Origin of the sequence: Pseudonocardia thermophila (assembly GCF_900142365.1) — a bacterium.
Taxonomy (GTDB): domain Bacteria; phylum Actinomycetota; class Actinomycetes; order Mycobacteriales; family Pseudonocardiaceae; genus Pseudonocardia; species Pseudonocardia thermophila.
Window position 1 is genome coordinate 84,702 of sequence record NZ_FRAP01000018.1, and the last position, 16,405, is coordinate 101,106.

Annotated in this window: 15 protein-coding genes; 2 read left to right on the plus strand and 13 right to left on the minus strand. The window is 73.4% G+C overall.

The genetic code is table 11. From position 1 onward, the window contains the following. The first annotated feature begins 57 nt into the window (after positions 1 to 57). Together BUE41_RS21905 and BUE41_RS21910 are read left to right on the plus strand one after the other, a co-directional pair. Positions 58 to 1,581: an ABC transporter substrate-binding protein gene (locus BUE41_RS21905; protein WP_084755573.1), complete on the plus strand. Its 1,524-nt coding sequence runs from the start codon at positions 58 to 60 to the stop codon at positions 1,579 to 1,581. Continuing rightward, positions 1,578 to 2,402, plus strand: a complete 825-nt coding sequence (locus tag BUE41_RS21910; protein WP_073459050.1) for a mycofactocin-coupled SDR family oxidoreductase — start codon at positions 1,578 to 1,580, stop codon at positions 2,400 to 2,402. The genes BUE41_RS21905 and BUE41_RS21910 overlap by 4 nt, the downstream gene beginning before the upstream one ends. A gap of 53 nt (positions 2,403 to 2,455) precedes the next feature. On the opposite strand, the gene BUE41_RS21915 is transcribed toward BUE41_RS21910, so the two are convergent. The 13 genes from BUE41_RS21915 to BUE41_RS32485 all read right to left on the minus strand — a co-directional run bounded on the left by BUE41_RS21915 (position 2,456) and on the right by BUE41_RS32485 (position 16,352). Then, on the minus strand, positions 2,456 to 2,893 hold the full coding sequence (locus BUE41_RS21915) for a MarR family transcriptional regulator (RefSeq protein WP_073459051.1): 438 nt from the start codon (positions 2,891 to 2,893) through the stop codon (positions 2,456 to 2,458). Positions 2,894 to 2,937: 44 nt separating this feature from the next. Then, the gene (locus BUE41_RS21920) at positions 2,938 to 4,365 is read right to left on the minus strand and encodes an MFS transporter (protein ID WP_073459052.1); all 1,428 of its coding nucleotides are present in this window, start codon (positions 4,363 to 4,365) and stop codon (positions 2,938 to 2,940) included. Positions 4,366 to 4,410: 45 nt separating this feature from the next. Continuing rightward, positions 4,411 to 5,580: an acyl-CoA dehydrogenase family protein gene (locus tag BUE41_RS21925; RefSeq protein WP_073459053.1), complete on the minus strand. Its 1,170-nt coding sequence runs from the start codon at positions 5,578 to 5,580 to the stop codon at positions 4,411 to 4,413. A 3-nt stretch (positions 5,581 to 5,583) separates the two neighbouring features. Further along, positions 5,584 to 6,483: an SDR family NAD(P)-dependent oxidoreductase gene (locus tag BUE41_RS21930; RefSeq protein ID WP_073459054.1), complete on the minus strand. Its 900-nt coding sequence runs from the start codon at positions 6,481 to 6,483 to the stop codon at positions 5,584 to 5,586. 7 nt (positions 6,484 to 6,490) lie between these two features. Further along, the gene (locus BUE41_RS21935; protein WP_073459055.1) at positions 6,491 to 8,023 is read right to left on the minus strand and encodes an ABC transporter substrate-binding protein; all 1,533 of its coding nucleotides are present in this window, start codon (positions 8,021 to 8,023) and stop codon (positions 6,491 to 6,493) included. Positions 8,024 to 8,129: 106 nt separating this feature from the next. Next, positions 8,130 to 9,173: an ABC transporter ATP-binding protein gene (locus BUE41_RS21940; RefSeq protein WP_073459056.1), complete on the minus strand. Its 1,044-nt coding sequence runs from the start codon at positions 9,171 to 9,173 to the stop codon at positions 8,130 to 8,132. Beyond that, positions 9,166 to 10,164 carry an ABC transporter ATP-binding protein gene (locus BUE41_RS21945; protein WP_073459057.1) on the minus strand — a complete coding sequence of 333 codons (999 nt, stop codon included), beginning with the start codon at positions 10,162 to 10,164 and terminating at the stop codon, positions 9,166 to 9,168. The genes BUE41_RS21940 and BUE41_RS21945 overlap by 8 nt, the downstream gene beginning before the upstream one ends. Continuing rightward, positions 10,161 to 11,036: an ABC transporter permease gene (locus BUE41_RS21950; protein WP_073459058.1), complete on the minus strand. Its 876-nt coding sequence runs from the start codon at positions 11,034 to 11,036 to the stop codon at positions 10,161 to 10,163. The genes BUE41_RS21945 and BUE41_RS21950 overlap by 4 nt, the downstream gene beginning before the upstream one ends. Next, on the minus strand, positions 11,033 to 11,980 hold the full coding sequence (locus tag BUE41_RS21955; RefSeq protein WP_073459059.1) for an ABC transporter permease: 948 nt from the start codon (positions 11,978 to 11,980) through the stop codon (positions 11,033 to 11,035). The genes BUE41_RS21950 and BUE41_RS21955 overlap by 4 nt, the downstream gene beginning before the upstream one ends. Positions 11,981 to 12,198: 218 nt before the next feature. Continuing rightward, on the minus strand, positions 12,199 to 12,945 hold the full coding sequence (locus BUE41_RS21960) for an IclR family transcriptional regulator (protein WP_084755581.1): 747 nt from the start codon (positions 12,943 to 12,945) through the stop codon (positions 12,199 to 12,201). A gap of 74 nt (positions 12,946 to 13,019) precedes the next feature. Then, positions 13,020 to 14,528 carry an FAD-dependent oxidoreductase gene (locus BUE41_RS21965; protein ID WP_073459060.1) on the minus strand — a complete coding sequence of 503 codons (1,509 nt, stop codon included), beginning with the start codon at positions 14,526 to 14,528 and terminating at the stop codon, positions 13,020 to 13,022. 13 nt (positions 14,529 to 14,541) lie between these two features. After that, positions 14,542 to 14,997, minus strand: a complete 456-nt coding sequence (locus BUE41_RS21970) for a MaoC/PaaZ C-terminal domain-containing protein (RefSeq protein WP_073459119.1) — start codon at positions 14,995 to 14,997, stop codon at positions 14,542 to 14,544. Then, positions 14,994 to 16,352 carry an AMP-binding enzyme gene (locus tag BUE41_RS32485; protein WP_159444949.1) on the minus strand — a complete coding sequence of 453 codons (1,359 nt, stop codon included), beginning with the start codon at positions 16,350 to 16,352 and terminating at the stop codon, positions 14,994 to 14,996. The genes BUE41_RS21970 and BUE41_RS32485 overlap by 4 nt, the downstream gene beginning before the upstream one ends. Between the last annotated feature and the right edge of the window lie 53 nt (positions 16,353 to 16,405).

The following is a 16,405-nucleotide window of genomic DNA, read 5'->3' on the forward strand; positions in this document are numbered from 1 at the left end:
CGCGTTGTCCGATATTCGTTATCATGATCTTGCCCATGGCCCCGGAGGAGTGGTCTCATGGCGCACTTGTGGCGGAGATCGGGCGCGGTGACGGTCCTCGCGCTGCTCCTGGCGGTGACCGGCTGCTCCTCCGGGGCCGCCGACGAGCCGGTGGTCTTCCGGGTCGGGTTCGGCGGTGACCCGGTGACGCTCGATCCGCGCGTCAGCCCACCGGCGTACAACATCTTCCTCTCGCCGCTGTACGACACCCTGATCAAGTCGACCGCGGACGGCGGCTACGCGCCCGGCCTCGCCACGGCCTGGGAGCTCTCCCCCGACGCACTGCGGCTGTCGCTCACGCTGCGCGAGGGCGTCACGTTCCAGGACGGCACGCCGTTCGACGCCGAGGCCGTGCGGGCCAACCTGGAGGCGGCCAAGGAGCCGGGCACGCTGGTGGCGCGCACGCTCACCGAGCTCGACCGCGTCGAGGTCGTCGACCCGACCCACGTCGTGCTGCACATGCGGTCCCCGGGCGGTCACATGCTGGGCGTGCTGGCGGGCGAGACCGGCATGATGATCTCCCCCGGGCACCTGGACAGCCCCGACCTGGCCACCAACCCGGTCGGCGCCGGCCCGTTCCGGCTCACCGAGCTCACCGGCGGCCGCACGACGTACGCGAAGTGGGACGGGTACTGGAACGCCGCCGCGATCGAGCTGGACGGCATCGAGATCCACGGCTTCCCCGACGACACCGCCCGGCTCGCCGCACTGCGCTCGGGGCAGCTCGACTCGTCGTTCTTGTTCCCGACCCAGATCGAGCAGGCCGAGAGCGCCGGGCTGAAGACGACGATCTTCCCGCGGACCGCCGTCCACGCAGTGCTGCTCAACACCAGCCGCTCGGAGTTCGCCAAGCCTCAGGTGCGCCAAGCCCTCAACCTCGCCCTCGACCGCGCGCAGCTCTCCGAGACCCTCTACGGCGGGCACTGCGCCGTCGCCGACCAGCCCTACCCGGACGGCTACTGGGCCGCCTCGCCCGACGGCGGCGCCGCGGCCTACGACCGCGACCGGGCGCGGGCGCTGCTGGCCGAGGCCGGGCTGCCGGACGGCTTCGAGTTCACCCTGTCCGCGTCCAACATCACGACGTTCCAGCGGCTCGCCGAGGCGGTGCAGGGTCAGCTCGCCGAGATCGGCGTGCGGGTGAAGCTGGACATCCGGGACAACCCGTCGCTGACCGCGCTGCGCCAGTCCGGCAACTTCGACGCCGTCGGCGGGCAGTACGAGTCCGGCCGCCCCGACCCGACGACGTTCCTCACCGACTTCTACCTGCCCGGCGGTGTGTTCAACCCCGGCCGGTTCAACCCGCCCGGCGGGCAGGAGCTGGTGGCGCAGGCCCGCCGGACGGCGGACGTGGCGGTGCGCAAGGAGCCGATCCAGCGGCTCGTCGCGGAGGTGGCCGCGAGCGGACCGCCGATCATCCCGGTGTGCTTCCCCGGCTACGTGGAGGCCGACGCCCCGCACGTCACGCACCCGGTGAGCGTGTCCGTCCTGGGCGACTACGACTTCTCGGCCGTCCGCATGACCTCCCCGGGGTCCGGCGGGTGACCGGCCGGGTGGCCGGCCGGGTCGCGCTGATCACCGGCGCGGCCCGCGGCCAGGGCCGCAGCCACGCGCTGCGTCTGGCCGAGGAGGGCGCCGACGTGATCGCGATCGACATGTGCGCGCCGATCGGCACGGTGCCCTACCCGCTCGCGACCCCGGACGACCTGGAGGAGACCGCCGCGGCTGTCCGCGCCCGCGGCGGCGAGGTCGTCACCGCGCAGGCCGACGTGCGCGACCGGGCTGCGCTCAGCGCCGCCGTCGACGCCGCGGTGGCCGAGCTCGGCCGGCTCGACGTCGTGTGCGCCAACGCCGGCATCCTCAGCTTCGCGCCCGTCGCGGAGCTGACCGACGCGATGTGGCGGGACGTGCTCGACGTCAACCTCACCGGCGTCTGGAACACGGTGCGGGCCGCGCTGCCGCACCTCGGACCGGGCGCGTCGATCGTGCTGACGAACTCGGCCGCCGGCCTACGGGCCCGCCCCAACCTCGCCCACTACGTGGCCGCCAAGCACGGCCTGGTCGGGCTGATGCGCGCGCTCGCGGTGGAGCTCGCGCCGAGGGAGATCCGCGTCAACAGCGTCCACCCCACCGGCGTCGACACCGACATGGTCCAGAACCCGGCGATGTGGGCCCTGTTCCGGCCGGACCTGGCGAACCCCGGTCGCGACGACGTGCGGGAGCGCCACCGGGCCATGAACGCCCTGCCGGTGCCGTGGGTCGACCCGGTGGACGTGAGCAACGCCGTGCTGTTCCTGGCGTCGGACGAGGCCAGGTACGTGACCGGGGTGAGCCTGCCGGTGGACGCGGGCTCGACGCTGCGCTGATGGCCGGAGGGCCCGCAGAACCCCGGCCCGGTGCACAGCGAAGCCTGCGCGGATCAGCTCCTCTGCTCCAACCCCGCCATCGCCTCCAACGCCGGCAGGGCATCCAGCACCGCTCGCACGTAGTGCGGCGGCAGCTCCCGCAGCAGCTCCTTGACCATCTCGGTCCGCGCGGCCCGGATGCGGTCGCACGTCTGCTGCCCCGCCGGGGTGGCCTCGACCAGCACGGCCCGCTGGTCACCGGGGTGCGGCAGGCGGCGGATGAGCCCGCGCTCGTCGAGCTTGGTGAGCATCCGGGAGAGCATCGTCGGGTTGACGCCCTCGGCCTCCGCGATCGCGGCGGGCTGCATGGGGCCCCGGAACCCGATCGTCGCGAGGATCGAGGCCTGGGTCGGGCTCAGCCCCTCGGCGACGGCGGACCCGTTGAGGGTCCGCGCGAGGCGCACGACGACGCGGCGCAGCCGAGCGGCCGCCTCGGCGTCGATCTCCTGCATCACGCTCTCCACCCAGCACCCCTTGATCTGACCGGCGCTGGAGGCTACCAACCCTCGCGCCGGTCCGGGATGGTGAGGACCAGTGGAACGCAGGCCACCAGCAGCCCGGCGAGCACGACGAACGACCAGGCCACGACCTCCCCCGGCACGGCGCTCGCGGTGGTGAGCGCCGTGACCGTGCTGACCGCGGCGATCGCCCCGCAGTGGCGGAACATCCCGCGCAGGCCCGACACCGCCGCGACCTCGCCGCGCGCGAGGTGCATGATCGCGTTGTTGGCCGCCGGGGCGGACAGGCCCATGCCCAGGCCGGTGATCGCGGCCCCGATCGTCAGCCACATCTCCACCCCCGAGGCGACCGGCGCCGCGAGCATGAGCACACCGGCGACGACCACCGCGAACCCGCCGATGATCAGCACCCGCTGCCCGGTCCGCCGGATCAACCACACCGCCAGCGAGGACGTGCCGATGGTGCCGACCGCGCGGGCCGTCAGCAGACCGCCCGAGGTCAGCGGATCGATCCCGTAGCGCAGCTGCGCGTACAGCGGCACGAGCGAGCCGAAGCCGATCACCGCGGCGCCGAACACGACGTTGACGACGTTCATGCGCCCGAACAGGTTCCCCACCACGAGCCGGGCCGGGACGACCGCGTCGGGCTCGCGGCGGATGTGCCACCAGAACACCGGCAGCGCGACCACGGCGACGCCGAGCCCGATGAGCGCGAGCGGGTCGGTCAGCGAGCCGTTGCCGAACCGCGCGGCCGCGGTCATCACCGCCAGGAGCAGCACGACCAGCACGGCGATCCCGAGCCAGTCGATCGTCTGCCGCCGCCCGGCCGGGCGCTTCTCGTGGATCAGCAGCGCGGCGGCGAGGCAGAGCACCAGGCCGGGCACGACGTTGACCATGAAGATCCAGCGCCACCCGGCGAGGTGCACCAGCACCCCGCCCACCACCGGGCCGATCAGCGCGCCGATCGGGAAGATCGAGGTGAACATGCCGACGGCGCGGTCGCGCTGCGGCCCGAAGCTGTCGGAGACCAGACCGGTCGCCGTCGGCAGCATCGCCCCTCCGGCGAGCCCCTGCACGGCCCGCGCGGCCACCAGCAGGCCGATGTGGTCCGCCAGACCGCAGGCGGCCGAGGCGAGCGTGAACATCCCGACGCCGATGACGAACATCCGCTTGCGGCCGAACTGCTCGCACAGCCGCCCGCAGACGGGCATCGCGATGATCTGCCCCAGCGCGTAGAGGGTGATGGTCCAGCTGGTCCACGCCAGCGAGGCGCCGAGATCGGTGCCGATCGCCTGCAGCGCGGTCGAGACGGCCGTCTGGTCGATCGAGACCATGAGGAACCCGACCGACACGATCGCGAGGATCAGCCAGCGCCGGGGCGACGGAGGCGGGATGTCGGGCGGGGCGGGGGACCCGTGTTCGACGTCGACGCTGGCTCTGTCGGTACATCGCTCGGGCGCCGCCACGCGCGAATTGTATGCCTGCCGGCAAGCATTCTCGAAACCCGCAGGTCACCACCCCACCGGATCGACGTCCAGGTCGCCGCGCAGCACCCCGCGGGCGATCGTGCGCCGCTGGATCTCGTCGGTGCCCTCGAAGATCCGCAGCACCCGCAGCTCGCGGTACCACCGCTCGATCGGCAGTTCGCGCGTGTACCCCATGCCGCCGTGGATCTGCAGCACCCGATCGACGACCGCGTTCGCCATCGCGGCCCCGCTGAGCTTGGCGATCGCCGAGGCGTACCGCGTGTCCGCACCGGTCCCGGCCAGCCACGCCGCGCGCAGCGTCAGCATCCGCACCGACTCCAGCTCGACCGCCGAGTCGGCGATCATCCACTGGATCGCCTGCCGGTCGGCCAGCGGCGCTCCCCAGGTCGTGCGGGTGTTGGCGTACTCCACCGCCATGCCGAGCAGCCGCTGCGCCGCACCGATGGCCCGGCACGGCACGAGCCAGCGGCCCTGGCCGATCCACCGCATGGCCAGCTCGAATCCGCGGCCCACCTCGCCGAGGACGTGCTCGTCGCCGACCCGCACGCCGTCGAACCGCAGCGTCGCGGCCTCCCACGAGCTCATCATCGGGATCGGCGTGGAGGTCCATCCGCGGTCGCGGTCGACGAGGAAACAGGTGACCCCGCTCGACGTCGACGTGCGCGGCCCGGTCACCGCGAACACCATCGCGAAGTCCGCGTCCGCCCCGCGGGAGATGAACGTCTTCTCCCCGTCGATCACCCACCCGCCGTCGACCCGCCGGGCGGTGGTGCGCAGCCCGGACAGGTCCGACCCGGCACCCGGCTCGGTGAGCGCGAAGCACGACACGCGCTCCCCGGACAGGGTCGGCCGCAGGTAGGTGTCGATCTGGTCACCGGTGGCGGCGAACAGGATGTTGTCCGCCGAGCCGCCGAACGTGAACGGCACGAACGTGCGGCACAGCTCGATCCGCACCAGGGCCTGCGCGACGGGGTCGAGGCCGGCCCCGCCGTACTCCGGCGGGGTGCCCACGCCCCACAGCCCGGACCGCCGCGCGCGTTCGCGCAGGTCGGCCAGCTCGTCCCGGGTGAGCTGGCGCTCCCCCGCCCGTTCCCGGCGCAGCAGCTCGGGCTCCAGCGGGATCAGCTCCCGGGTGACGAAGTCGCGGACGGTCCGGGCGATGGCGCGGTGCTCGTCGTCGAGGACCAGGTCCACGGCTCAGCCGGGCTTGCGGGTGTGGTCCTGCAGGTGCTCGGTCCAGCCGGCGAAGTCGGCGGCCAGCTGCTCGGCGCTCCACCCGCCGTCGCGGTGGGTCACGAACGCCTCGGTGGGGTGCGCCCACACCGACAGCCGGTCGCCGCCGAAGCCGATGTACTGGCCGGTGATCCCGGCGGCCGCCGCCGAGCTGAGGAACACCACCAGCGGGACGACGTCCTCGACGGTGCCCGTGCCCTGACGGCGCAGGTGCTCGGGAACCGGGGCGCCGGCCTCCACCTGCGCGACGACCTCGGTGAGCGCGGGGATCGTCGCGGCCATGCGGGTCAGCGCCTTGGGTACCACGGCGTTGACGGTGATGCCGTACTTGGCCAGCTCCACCGACCACACCCGGACCAGCGCGATGATCGCCGCCTTGGACGCGGCGTAGGCGGTCTGGCCGAACGCGCCCAGCTGCCCGGCGGGCGACCCGACGAGGATCAGCCGGCCACCCTCACCCTGCTCGCGGAACCTGCGGGCCGCGGCCCGCCCGCAGGTGAACGTCCCGCGCAGGTGGCTGTCGACCACCACGTCGAAGTCCTCGTCGGACATCTTGAGCAGCGTGCGGTCGCGCAGCGCCCCGGCGTTGGTGCACATGACGTCGAGCCGGCCGAACTCAGCCACCGCGCGCTCGACGAGTTCCTCGGCGGCCGCCGTCGGGCCGACCGCGGCGACGTGCGCCACGGCCTGCCCGCCGGCCCCGCGGATGGCCTCGACCGCCTCGGTCGCGACCGCCTCGTCGAGATCGTTGACCACGACGGCCGCGCCGGCCTTCGCCAGTCCCTCGGCGTAGGCACGGCCGAGGCCGCGACCGGCGCCCGTCACGACGGCCACCCGCCCGGTCAGATCGATCCTGTCGTCCATTCGAGCCTCATCTGCTGATCTTGATCTTGGTGAAGTCGTAGTCGCCGTACCGCGGGACCTCGAAGCCGGTGACGCCGTCGCGGAACGCGGCCACCCACTGCACCGCGCACACGGGGATGACCGGCGGGCCGGCGTCGAACACCTTCTGGAAGATCTCCCGGGTGTAGGCGGCCCGCTCGTTCTCGTCGCTGCTGGCCCGCGACTTGCTGAGCAGCTCGGCGATCCCGGGCTCGGAGAACCCGCCGGGGTTGTACGTGCCGCCCGGGCTGTAGAAGTCGACCACGAACTGGCTCGGGTCCGGCCGCCCGGCCTGCACCAGCGCGACCGTGGCGACGAAGTTCCCCGACCGGCGGGCCTCGATCATCTGCGTGAACTCCAGCGGCCGCACGGTCACGTTGATCCCGGCCTCGCGCAGCTGCGCCTGCAGCGCCTGCGACAGGTTCTGGTAGGTCGTGTTCGGCCCGTGGACGATGTCGAACGAGATCCCGTTCGGGTGGCCGGCCTCGGCGAGCAGGCTCTTCGCCTTCTCCGGGTCGTAGTACGGGGTGACGTCGCTCATCTCGGGCACGTGCGGCCAGAAACCCTCGGCGAACGGCTGCACCGTCGGGGTGCACCCGCCGTCGAAGAGGGAGTCCGCGATCGCCTTGCGGTCGATGGCGTGCATGATCGCCTTGCGCACCCGCGGATCGGCCAGCTCCGGCCTGGAGGTGTTGAGCAGCATCCCGTTGAACGTGCTGTTCGGGCCCTGCACGACGGTGAGCCCGTTGGCCTTCGCCTCGCGGACCTGCCCGGCGTTGATCGTGGTGCCGTCGACCTCGCCGGAGACGACGGCGCGCAGCCGGGTCGGCTCGTCGGAGAAGGCGATCATCTCGATGCCGGCGATCGTGGTGGCCTCGTTGTTCCAGTAGTCGTCGAAGCGGGTGAACGTGACCCGCCCCTGCTCCAGCGACTGGAGCTTGAACGCGCCGGTGCCCACCGGCTTGGTGCCCAGGTTCGGATCGTCGATCGCCTTCGGCGACACCACGATCCCGGCTTCACCGGCCAACACGTTGATCATGTAGCCGGACGGTTCGCTGAACGTGATCCGCAGCGACATCGGACCGGTCGCCTCGACCTTCTCGACCGTCCGCAGCGCCGACGCCTGCGCACCGCGCGCCCGCAGCGCCTCCAGGGAGGCCACGGCGGCCGCCGCGTCGAGCTTCTCGCCGTCGTGGAAGGTCACGCCCTCGCGCAGCTCGAGATCCAGCACGGTGTTGTCCGCCGAGAAGCTCCACCCCGTCGCCAGACCGGGCTTGAGCTGCCCGTCCGGGGTGCGCTCGATCAGGCTCTCGTAGACGACGTCGAGGAAGACCGGGTCCAGCGGCGCGGACTGCCGCGGATCGAACGAGGTCGGGTTGCCCGGCACCGCGTACCGGAAGACCGCGTTCGGGTCGTACTCGCCGGCGGCACCCGCCGGCTCCTCCCCGCCGCCACCGCAGCCGGTGAGGACGAGCGCCGCCGCCGCGAGCGCGGCGGACCACCGCAGCGCCGCGCGCCTCACGGCCGGCTCCTGGCTACCTGCGGACGGGGAATCGGGCACAGCACTGCTTCGCGGCTTTCCACGTGACCTCCACTGGTCAGCTCGGGCGGGGGACGCGAGAGGGGTGTCAGGGGGTGGCCGGGGCCGGCAGGGCGGCCGGCCCGGCGAGCTTCTTGTGCGGGCTGCCCGCGGCGGAGTGGCGCAGGCAGGCGACGTGCCGGTCGCCACCGACCGGCACGAGCGGCGGATCGGTGGTCGCGCACTCGGGCACCGCGATCGGGCAGCGGGTGCGGAACCGGCAGCCGGACGGCGGGGACGCCGGGTCGGGGAGGTCGCCGCGCAGCTCGACGCGTTGCCGGGCCCGCTGCACCTCGGGGTTGGGGACCGGCACCGCGGACAGCAGCGCCTGCGTGTAGGGGTGCAGGGGGTGCTCGGCGATCGCGGCGGCGGGCCCCTCCTCCACGACCCGCCCGACGTACATCACCGCGATGCGGTGCGACAGGTGGCGCACGGTGGCGAAGTCGTGCGAGACCAGCACCACGGCCTGGCCGCTGTCCTCCTGGATGTCCAGCAGCAGGTTGAGGATCTCCGAGCGGGTCGACAGGTCCAGTGCGGACGTGGGCTCGTCGGCGATGAGGACCTCCGGCTCCAGCGCGAGCGCGCGAGCGATGCACACCCGCTGGCGCTGCCCGCCGGACAGCTCGTCCGGGTAGCGCTCGACGTACGCCGGGTCGAGCGTCACGCGTTCCAGCAGGTGCGCGGCGGCCTCGTCCATCTCGCCGCGCGTGATCCGCTTGTGGATCAGCAGCGGCTCGGCCACCGCGTGCCCGACGGTCTTCGTGGGGTCCAGTGCACCGTAGGGGTCCTGGAAGATGAACTGCAGCCGGGCCCGCAGCGCGACGAGATCGCTCCCGCGCACCCGGGTGACGTCCTGCCCACCGACCTCGATCGTGCCGCCGTCCGGTTCGATCAGCCGGGCCATCAGCTGACCGACAGTGGTCTTGCCCGATCCCGACTCGCCGACCAGCCCAAGGGTCGTGCCCGACGCGACCTCCAGGTCCACGCCGTCGACGGCGCGCACCGCGCGCAGGGTCCGACCGAAGATCGACCGGGTGAGCGGGAACGTCTTGGTCAAGTTGCGGACGCGGACCGCGGCCTCGCGTTCAGCCACGCGGCACTCCCTCCACCGTCAGCGCCCCGCTGGCGACCCGTCCGCAGCGGCTGCGGTGCGCGCCGGCGAGCACGCTGTCGGGCTGGGGGCGGCCGCACACCTCGGGTCGGTTGTGGACGCACCGCGGCTGGAACCGGCAACCGGCCGGGAACCGGCCCGCGGGCGGCACCCGGCCCGGGATCACCGCCAGCCGGGTGCGCGGGCTGCCCGACTGCGGCACGGAGGCGAGCAGCGCGCTCGAATACGGGTGGCCGGGGCTGTAGAACAGCTCGTCGATGCTCGCGCGCTCGACGACGTGCCCGGCGTACATCACCACGACGTCGTCGCAGAAGTCGGCGACGACGCCCAGGTCGTGGGTCACCAGCAGCACGGCGAGGTCCAGGTCGCGCTGCAGGTCGCGCAGCAGCCCGAGGATCTCTGCCTGGATGGTGACGTCCAGCGCGGTCGTCGGCTCGTCGGCGATCACCAGCTTCGGGTCGCACGCGATCGCCGCCGCGATCATCACCCGCTGCTGCATGCCGCCGGACAGCTCGTGCGGGTAGGAGCGCACGCGCTGGGCCGCGTTCGGGATGCCGACGCGGTCGAGCAGCTCCTCGGCGCGGCGCAGCGCCACCGAGCGGCGCTCCCCCAGGTGCAGCAGGCGCGCCTCGGCGATCTGGTCGCCGACCGTCATCGTCGGGTCCAGACTGCTCATCGGCTCCTGGAACACCACGCCGACCGGTCCGCCGCGCACGGCCCGCAGCTCGCGCGGGCTGCACGTGAGCAGATCCGTGCCGTCGAAGACGATCCGGCCGCCGGCGATCGTCAGGCCCGGCGGCAGGAGCCGCAGGATCGCCATCGAGGTCAGCGTCTTCCCGCAGCCGGACTCGCCGATCAGCGCCAGCGAGCGACCCCGACCCACCTCGAAGCTCACGTCCTGCACGAGGCCCGGCTGGGCGGGCAGGTCGATCGTCAGCCCCTCGACGGAGAGCAGCGGGCTGTTCCCGGTCATGTGCGCCTCCGCAGGCCCACCGCGTCGCGGATCGCGTCGCCGATGGTGTTGAACGCCAGGACGGTCAGCACCATCGCGATCCCCGGCGGGACGACCGCGTACGGCGCGTCGAACTGGTTGGCGTAGGCCGCCTTGAGCATCGAGCCCCAGCTGGCGTCCGGAGGCTGCACGCCCAGGCCGAGGAAGCTCAGGCTCGCCTCGACCAGCAGCGCGACGCCCATCAGGATCGTCGTCTGCACCAAGAGCGGTGCGGCGATGTTGGGCAGCACGTGCACCCACAGCGTCCGCCGCCGGGAGGAACCCACGGCGTCGGCCGCGCGGATGAACGTCTCCTCGGTGACCGCCAGCGCCGCGCCGCGCACCACCCGGAAGATCGCCGGCGAGAAGATGATGCCCACCGCGATCATCGTCGTGACCAGGCCGGGACCGAGCACCGCGACGATGGCGAGCGCCCCCACCAGCGCGGGGAGCGCGAGCACGGTGTCGGCGAGCCGCCCGGTGATCGCGTCGACCCAGCCGCCGCGCACCGCCGCCCACAGGCCCAGCGGGAGCCCGATCGCCACCGCGATGCCGACGGAGATCGCCGGGGCGCTGATCGTGACCGCGGCGGCGTTGATGATGCGGCTGGCGACGTCGCGGCCGAAGTCGTCGGTGCCGAACCAGTGCTCGAGGCTGGGCCCGGCGAACCGGTTGCCGAGGTCCTGCACGTCCGGGTCGTGCGGGGCGATCCAGCGCCCGCCGATCGCCAGCACGACGAGCAGCAGGACGTAGCCGATCGAGACCGCGGCGGCCGGCTTGCGGAGGACCTCGCGCAGCACGCGGGTGCGGCTGCGCCGCGCCGGGGCCGTCTCCTGCTGGACCGCGGCGGTCATGCCGTCCTCACCTTCGGGTTGATCCAGCCGTAGGTCAGATCGACGATCAGGTTGATCAGCACGACGACGGCCGCGCAGAACAGCACGTAGCCCTGGATCACGGGGTAGTCGCGCTGCAGCACCGAGTTGACCGCCAGCGTGCCCAGGCCGGAGATGCCGACCACCGCCTCGATCACGATCGTCCCGCCCAGGAGCCGCCCGGTCTGCAGGCCCAGCACGGTGACCACCGGGATGGCAGCGTTGCGCAGGATGTGCCGGCGCACGAGCCAACCGGTCGTCGCGCCGCGCGCCCGGGCGGTGCGCACGTAGGGGCGGGTCAGCACGTCGGCCACGCAGCCGCGGGTGTGCCGGGCCAGCTCGGCGGCGGTGGCCAGGCCGAGCGCGACGGCGGGCAGCACCAGGTGCGATGCCCACGTGCCCAGGCCGCGCGACATCGGTGCGTAGCTGGTGGCCGGGAACCAGCCCAGCCCCAGCGCGAACACCGACACGAGCAGCATCGCGACCCAGAAGCTGGGCATCGCGATGCCGAGGGTGGCGAGGCTGGAGATCGCGCGGTCGAGCCAGCTGCCCTGCGCGAGCCCGGCGAGCACCCCCGCCGTGACCCCGACCAGCACGGCCACCACGATCGCCGCCACCGCCAGCGCCAGCGTGGGCGGGGCAGCCAACAGGATCGTCGAGGTGACCGGGCGGTCGGTGAACAGGGAGCGGCCGAGGTCACCGCGCAGGACCCCGAACAACCACGTCAGGTACTGCTCGATGACCGGGCGGTCCAGGCCCAGCCGTTCGCGGATCCGCTCGACGTCCGCTGCGCTCGCGTTCTCCCCCGCGATGACCTGCGCAGGATCTCCGGGGATGAGCTGGACCATCAGGAAGGTGACCAGCGAGACGAGCCAGAGGACGAGCACCCCGCCGCCGAGCCGACGCACGATCATCCGTCCGCTCATCGAGTGCCTCCGTCCGACCTTGGGCGGCGCCTGTGTCCGATAATCGGACAATCTGTTACGTCCTTGTGTCAAGATGGTGCCTTGTGGCGGCGGCCACGTCAAGGAGCGTTCGGGCCGAGCACAGCACAGTGGACGGCGGAGCGCACAGCCGGGACGAGAACATCACAGACGGCGCCGGAAGCACCACGGAGCTGGGGATCGGTTCCCCGCAGGACCGATCAGAGGCCGGCGTTCGCGATCTGCTGCGCGACCTCGATGAGCCGGCGGCCGACCCGGTCGACGTCGACCTCGCCCATCGAGATGATCCCGATGGCGGCGTCGAGGCTGTGCCCGTCGCCGTCGTACAGCGGAGCGGCCACGCCGACCGCGCCCGCGGTCAGCGCGCCGTACGACACGGCGTAGCCGACCTCGCGCGCCTCCCGCACGGCCTGCGGGTCACCGGAGCCCGCCCGGCGGGCCATGAGGATGGCCAGCCCGCTCGCGCCCTGGTTGAGCGGGTGACGGGCGCCGCTGCGCTGGGACAGGTGGAACACCGAGTCCGGTGGCTCGACCACGGCCAGCGCCACCGCGTCGTCCCCCTCGGCGACGACGCACTGCGCGGTCGCCTTGAACTCCTCGGCCAGCTGCCGCAGGTACGGCGTCGTCGCCCGGCGCAGCTGCGGGTTGGCCTGGCGCGCCAGCTGCATGACCCCCAGCCCGAGCCGGTAGCGCCCGGAGCTGCCCTCGGCGACCAGCCGGTGCGCGCGCAGCGTCGCCAGCAGCCGGTACACGGCCTGCCGGTGCACGCCCAGTGCGGTCGCCAGCTCGGCGACGGTCATGTCGCGGTCCTCGGCGGCGAGCAGCTCGAGCAGACGCAGCCCGCGGTCCAGTGTCAGGGACCCGGTGCTGGCCGACTCGCGCCCCGAAGCGGCCACGCGCTGCACCTCCTGCTCGTCCCGGGGGCGCCGCCGCGCCACCACACGCATGACCGGATCACCGTACTCGGCCGCTCCGACCGGGCCGTCGGCGGCGCGCGGTGTCCGACCGGCTGTGTGACCAGCTACCCCACGGTGGTGCGATCGGCCGCCACCGACTCCCCCGCGATCCGGCCGAACGCCAGGCACTCGGCCAGGCTCGCCCCGCCCGCCGGGTAGAGCAGCCCGTGGATCGAACCCAGCTCGCCCGCCGAGTACAGGTGCGGGATCGGCCCGCCGCGCGCGGCGAGCACCCGGGCGGCCGCGTCCCGGCGCGGCCCGCCCACGGTGTGCGAGCCGCCTGGCCACAGCGGCACCGCGTAGAAGCGCGGCCCGGTCAGCGGGGTGAGCGTGGCAGGGTCGCGGCCGAAATCGGCGTCGCGCCCGGCGGCGCAGAACGCGTTGTAGCGCTCCACGGTGTCGGCCAGCGCATCCGGGTCCAGGCCGCAGGCCGCGGCGAGATCGCGCACCGAGTCCGCAACGCGGATCCAACCCCGCTCCAGCTCGGCCCGGTTGTCCGCGCTCCAGGTGTAATCGCCCACCGGGCCGGCCGGGCCGGAGTAGGTGGGCACGAGCGGAGCCCGCCGGAACCGATCGTCGTCGAAGATCCACCACGTGGGGACGCGGGGGCGGGTGAGCCGGCCGGCGTCCATCCCGAGCAGGTGCAGGGTGGCCGCGTGCTGGCGCCCGGGCTCGGGCAGGAACCGCCGCCCCGCCCCGTCGACGAACACCGCGCCGGGCGGGCGCACCGCGGGATCGGGGCCGAAGCGACCGGAGCCCCACAGATCGATCGCGGTGCCGCCGCCGAAGCCGTCGCCGGGGAACCGCGCCACGAAGTGCCCCGGCCAGACGTTCATGTGCCACAGCTCCGCGCCGACGTCGAGGCCCATCCGCACACCGTCGCCGGTGTTGTGCCGGGTGCCGTAGAAGTGCACCGGGGTGGCCGGTAGGTACTGCGTCTTCATGGCGTCGTCGGCCTCGAAGCCGCCGGTGGCCAGCACGACCCCGCGCCGCACCCCGATCCGGACGGGCGGACCGCAGCCGGGTTCGGCCCGCACCCCGATCACCGCGCCGTCCTCGTCGGTGAGCAGCGCGGTCGCCCGCACTCCGAAGCGCACCTCGATGCCCCGCTCCTGCACGAGCGCGCGCAGCAGCCCGTGCAGCGGGCAACCGGTGTAGCCGTCCGGGCGGCGGCCCGGCAGCACCTGGTACACCGTGACCGAGCCGTGGTCGGGCAGGGTGTCGTGCTCGCCGTGCAGGTCGAGCACCCGGTAGGTGCCGCCGTGCTTCTCCAGCCACTCCGGGTTGCGCGCGGTCTCCCGCGCCCAGGTCTCGATCAGCTCCGGCTCGACCGCCTCCCCGTTCACCGCGTACGCCGCAGCCAGGTAGCGGCACGCGCCCTCGACGTCGGTGGGCACCAGCAGGAAGCCCGCGGCGTAGCGGCTGTTCGGCCGGTGCGCCGCCGCGTGCTGCTTCTCCAGCACGAGCACCTCCGCGCCGCGGTCGTGCGCGGTCACCGCCGCGGTCGCGCCCGCGTTGCCCAGGCCGAGCACCGCGACGTCGACGACCTCGTCGAACCCTCCGGTGTGGAACACGTCGGCCCGGCCCTCAGCCGACCGCCACCGTCGCCGACCCGGCCAGCACCCGCCGGTCGGGCGCCGCGACGCAGCTCAGCTGGATCTCCGCGAGCCGCCCGCCCGCGGAGTCGTCGCGGACCTCGGTGACGGTCGCGGTGACCGTCAGCGCGTCGCCGGGCCAGGTGGGGGCCTGGAAGCGGGCCCGGAAGCGCCGCACGTTCTCGTGCCCGAACCAGTCGGTGAGCACCCGCCCGGCCAACCCCATGACGAGCATGCCGTGCGCCATCACCGTCGGGTGGCCGGCGATCTCGCGGGCGTACACCTCGTCGGTGTGCAGTGGGTTGAAGTCCGCCGACGCGCCCGCGTACATGACGATCTGGGTCCGCTTGAGATCGTCGACGACCTGCTCGACCCGCTGGTCGCCGACCTCGACCCGGATCCGCCCGGGGACGTCGGTCGCCGGTTCCTGCTCGGTGGTGGCCGTCATCGAGCCTCCTCGCTCGCCGGTGCGGTGGTGACGGTGACCGTGGTCGAGCGGACCACGGGCTGCTGGTCCGCGTCCAGGAAGTCGACGTGCCGCTCGGTGAACGTGAGCACGCCGGAGCGGCCGGTCTTCGTCCAGGTGCGCCCGGGCACCTTGTGCGCGGTGAGGGTCTCCCCCTCGCGCAGGGGCCGGTAGTAGACGAACTCCTGTTCGGCGTGCAGCCCGCCAGCGCCGCCGCGGGACTCCCCGGGGCCCTTGCCCGAGCCGTGCCACGGCCGGCCCGGCCGCATCACCAGCGGCCAGTCCTCGTCGACGTGCGCGAACGCGATCGGGAACGTCGGCGGGATGCCACCGCCGGTGTCGCCCAGTGCCCTGGCGAACGCCCGCACGTGCCCTGCCTCGACCGTGAACGGCTGGCCGGCGGGCCGCTCCTGCGCGAGCACCAGCTCCCGGGCCTTGCCCCGGTTGAGCTTGCCCGCAGGGGTGCGCGGGACCTCGTCGACGCGCACGATCCGCCGCGGGTGCTTGTAGCGGGCGAGCCGGTCGGACAGGTGCGCGGTCAGCTCCTCGTCGGAGAGGTCCGCCAGTGCCGCCCGAGGTGCGACGACCGCGGTGACGCTCTGGCCCCACCGCGGATCCGGCACCCCGACCACGACCGCGTCGGTGATCGCGGGATGCGCGAGCAGCGCCTGCTCGACCTCCTCGGGGAACACCTTCTCCCCACCGGTGTTCACCACGCCGTCGCCGCGGCCGAGCAGCACCAGCCGCCCGTCCGCCTCCACGGTGGCCAGGTCGCCGGGCACCGCGTAGCGCACGCCGTCGATCACGCGCCAGGTGCGGGCCGTGCGCTCCGGGTCGTTCAAGTAGCCGACCGGCTGCGGGCCGGCGCTGGCCAGCACCCCGATCTGCCCGCTGCCGGGAACGACGTCCCGGTCGTTCTCGTCGAGCACCCGCGCCACCGGGGCGAGCGTGAACCGGCCCTCGACGACGTCCTCGACCCGGCTGACCTCGCTGACCCCGAACGGGCCGCCTTCCGACGCGGAGATGTTGTCGGTGAGGGTCATCGAGCCGCGGGCGAGCAGCTCCCGCTTCACCGCGGCGCTCCACACCACGCCGGAGCTGGTGATGCGGCGCAACGAGGAGATGTCGTACGGGTCGCCGGCGCGTTCGGCCTCGGCGAGCGCGTCCACCAGCGGGCGACCGAACGCGTCGCCCACGATCACCATCTCGGTGGCGCGCCTGCGCTGCACGATCCCCCAGACCTCGTGCGCGTCGAGCGAGCGGGAGGTCGCGAAGCAGACCGTGCCCCCGCCGAGCAGGGTGCGCATGACGTGGAAGAAGCCGGTGCCGTGCATCATCGGCGACATCGGCACGACGACCGGGCGGGCGTCGCGCGCGCAGCTCGCGCACC

Excerpts from the sequence above, each read along its gene's own strand:
- BUE41_RS21905 (WP_084755573.1), top strand. The coding sequence starts at position 58 with ATGGCGCACTTGTGGCGGAGATCGGGCGCGGTGACGGTCCTCGCGCTG.
- BUE41_RS21915 (WP_073459051.1), bottom strand. The coding sequence starts at position 2,893 with ATGCAGGAGATCGACGCCGAGGCGGCCGCTCGGCTGCGCCGCGTCGTC.
- BUE41_RS21930 (WP_073459054.1), bottom strand. The coding sequence starts at position 6,483 with ATGGACGACAGGATCGATCTGACCGGGCGGGTGGCCGTCGTGACGGGC.
- BUE41_RS21945 (WP_073459057.1), bottom strand. The coding sequence starts at position 10,164 with ATGACCGGGAACAGCCCGCTGCTCTCCGTCGAGGGGCTGACGATCGAC.
- BUE41_RS21950 (WP_073459058.1), bottom strand. The coding sequence starts at position 11,036 with ATGACCGCCGCGGTCCAGCAGGAGACGGCCCCGGCGCGGCGCAGCCGC.
- BUE41_RS21955 (WP_073459059.1), bottom strand. The coding sequence starts at position 11,980 with ATGAGCGGACGGATGATCGTGCGTCGGCTCGGCGGCGGGGTGCTCGTC.
- BUE41_RS21960 (WP_084755581.1), bottom strand. The coding sequence starts at position 12,945 with ATGCGTGTGGTGGCGCGGCGGCGCCCCCGGGACGAGCAGGAGGTGCAG.
- BUE41_RS21970 (WP_073459119.1), bottom strand. The coding sequence starts at position 14,997 with ATGACGGCCACCACCGAGCAGGAACCGGCGACCGACGTCCCCGGGCGG.
- BUE41_RS32485 (WP_159444949.1), bottom strand. The coding sequence starts at position 16,352 with ATGATGCACGGCACCGGCTTCTTCCACGTCATGCGCACCCTGCTCGGC.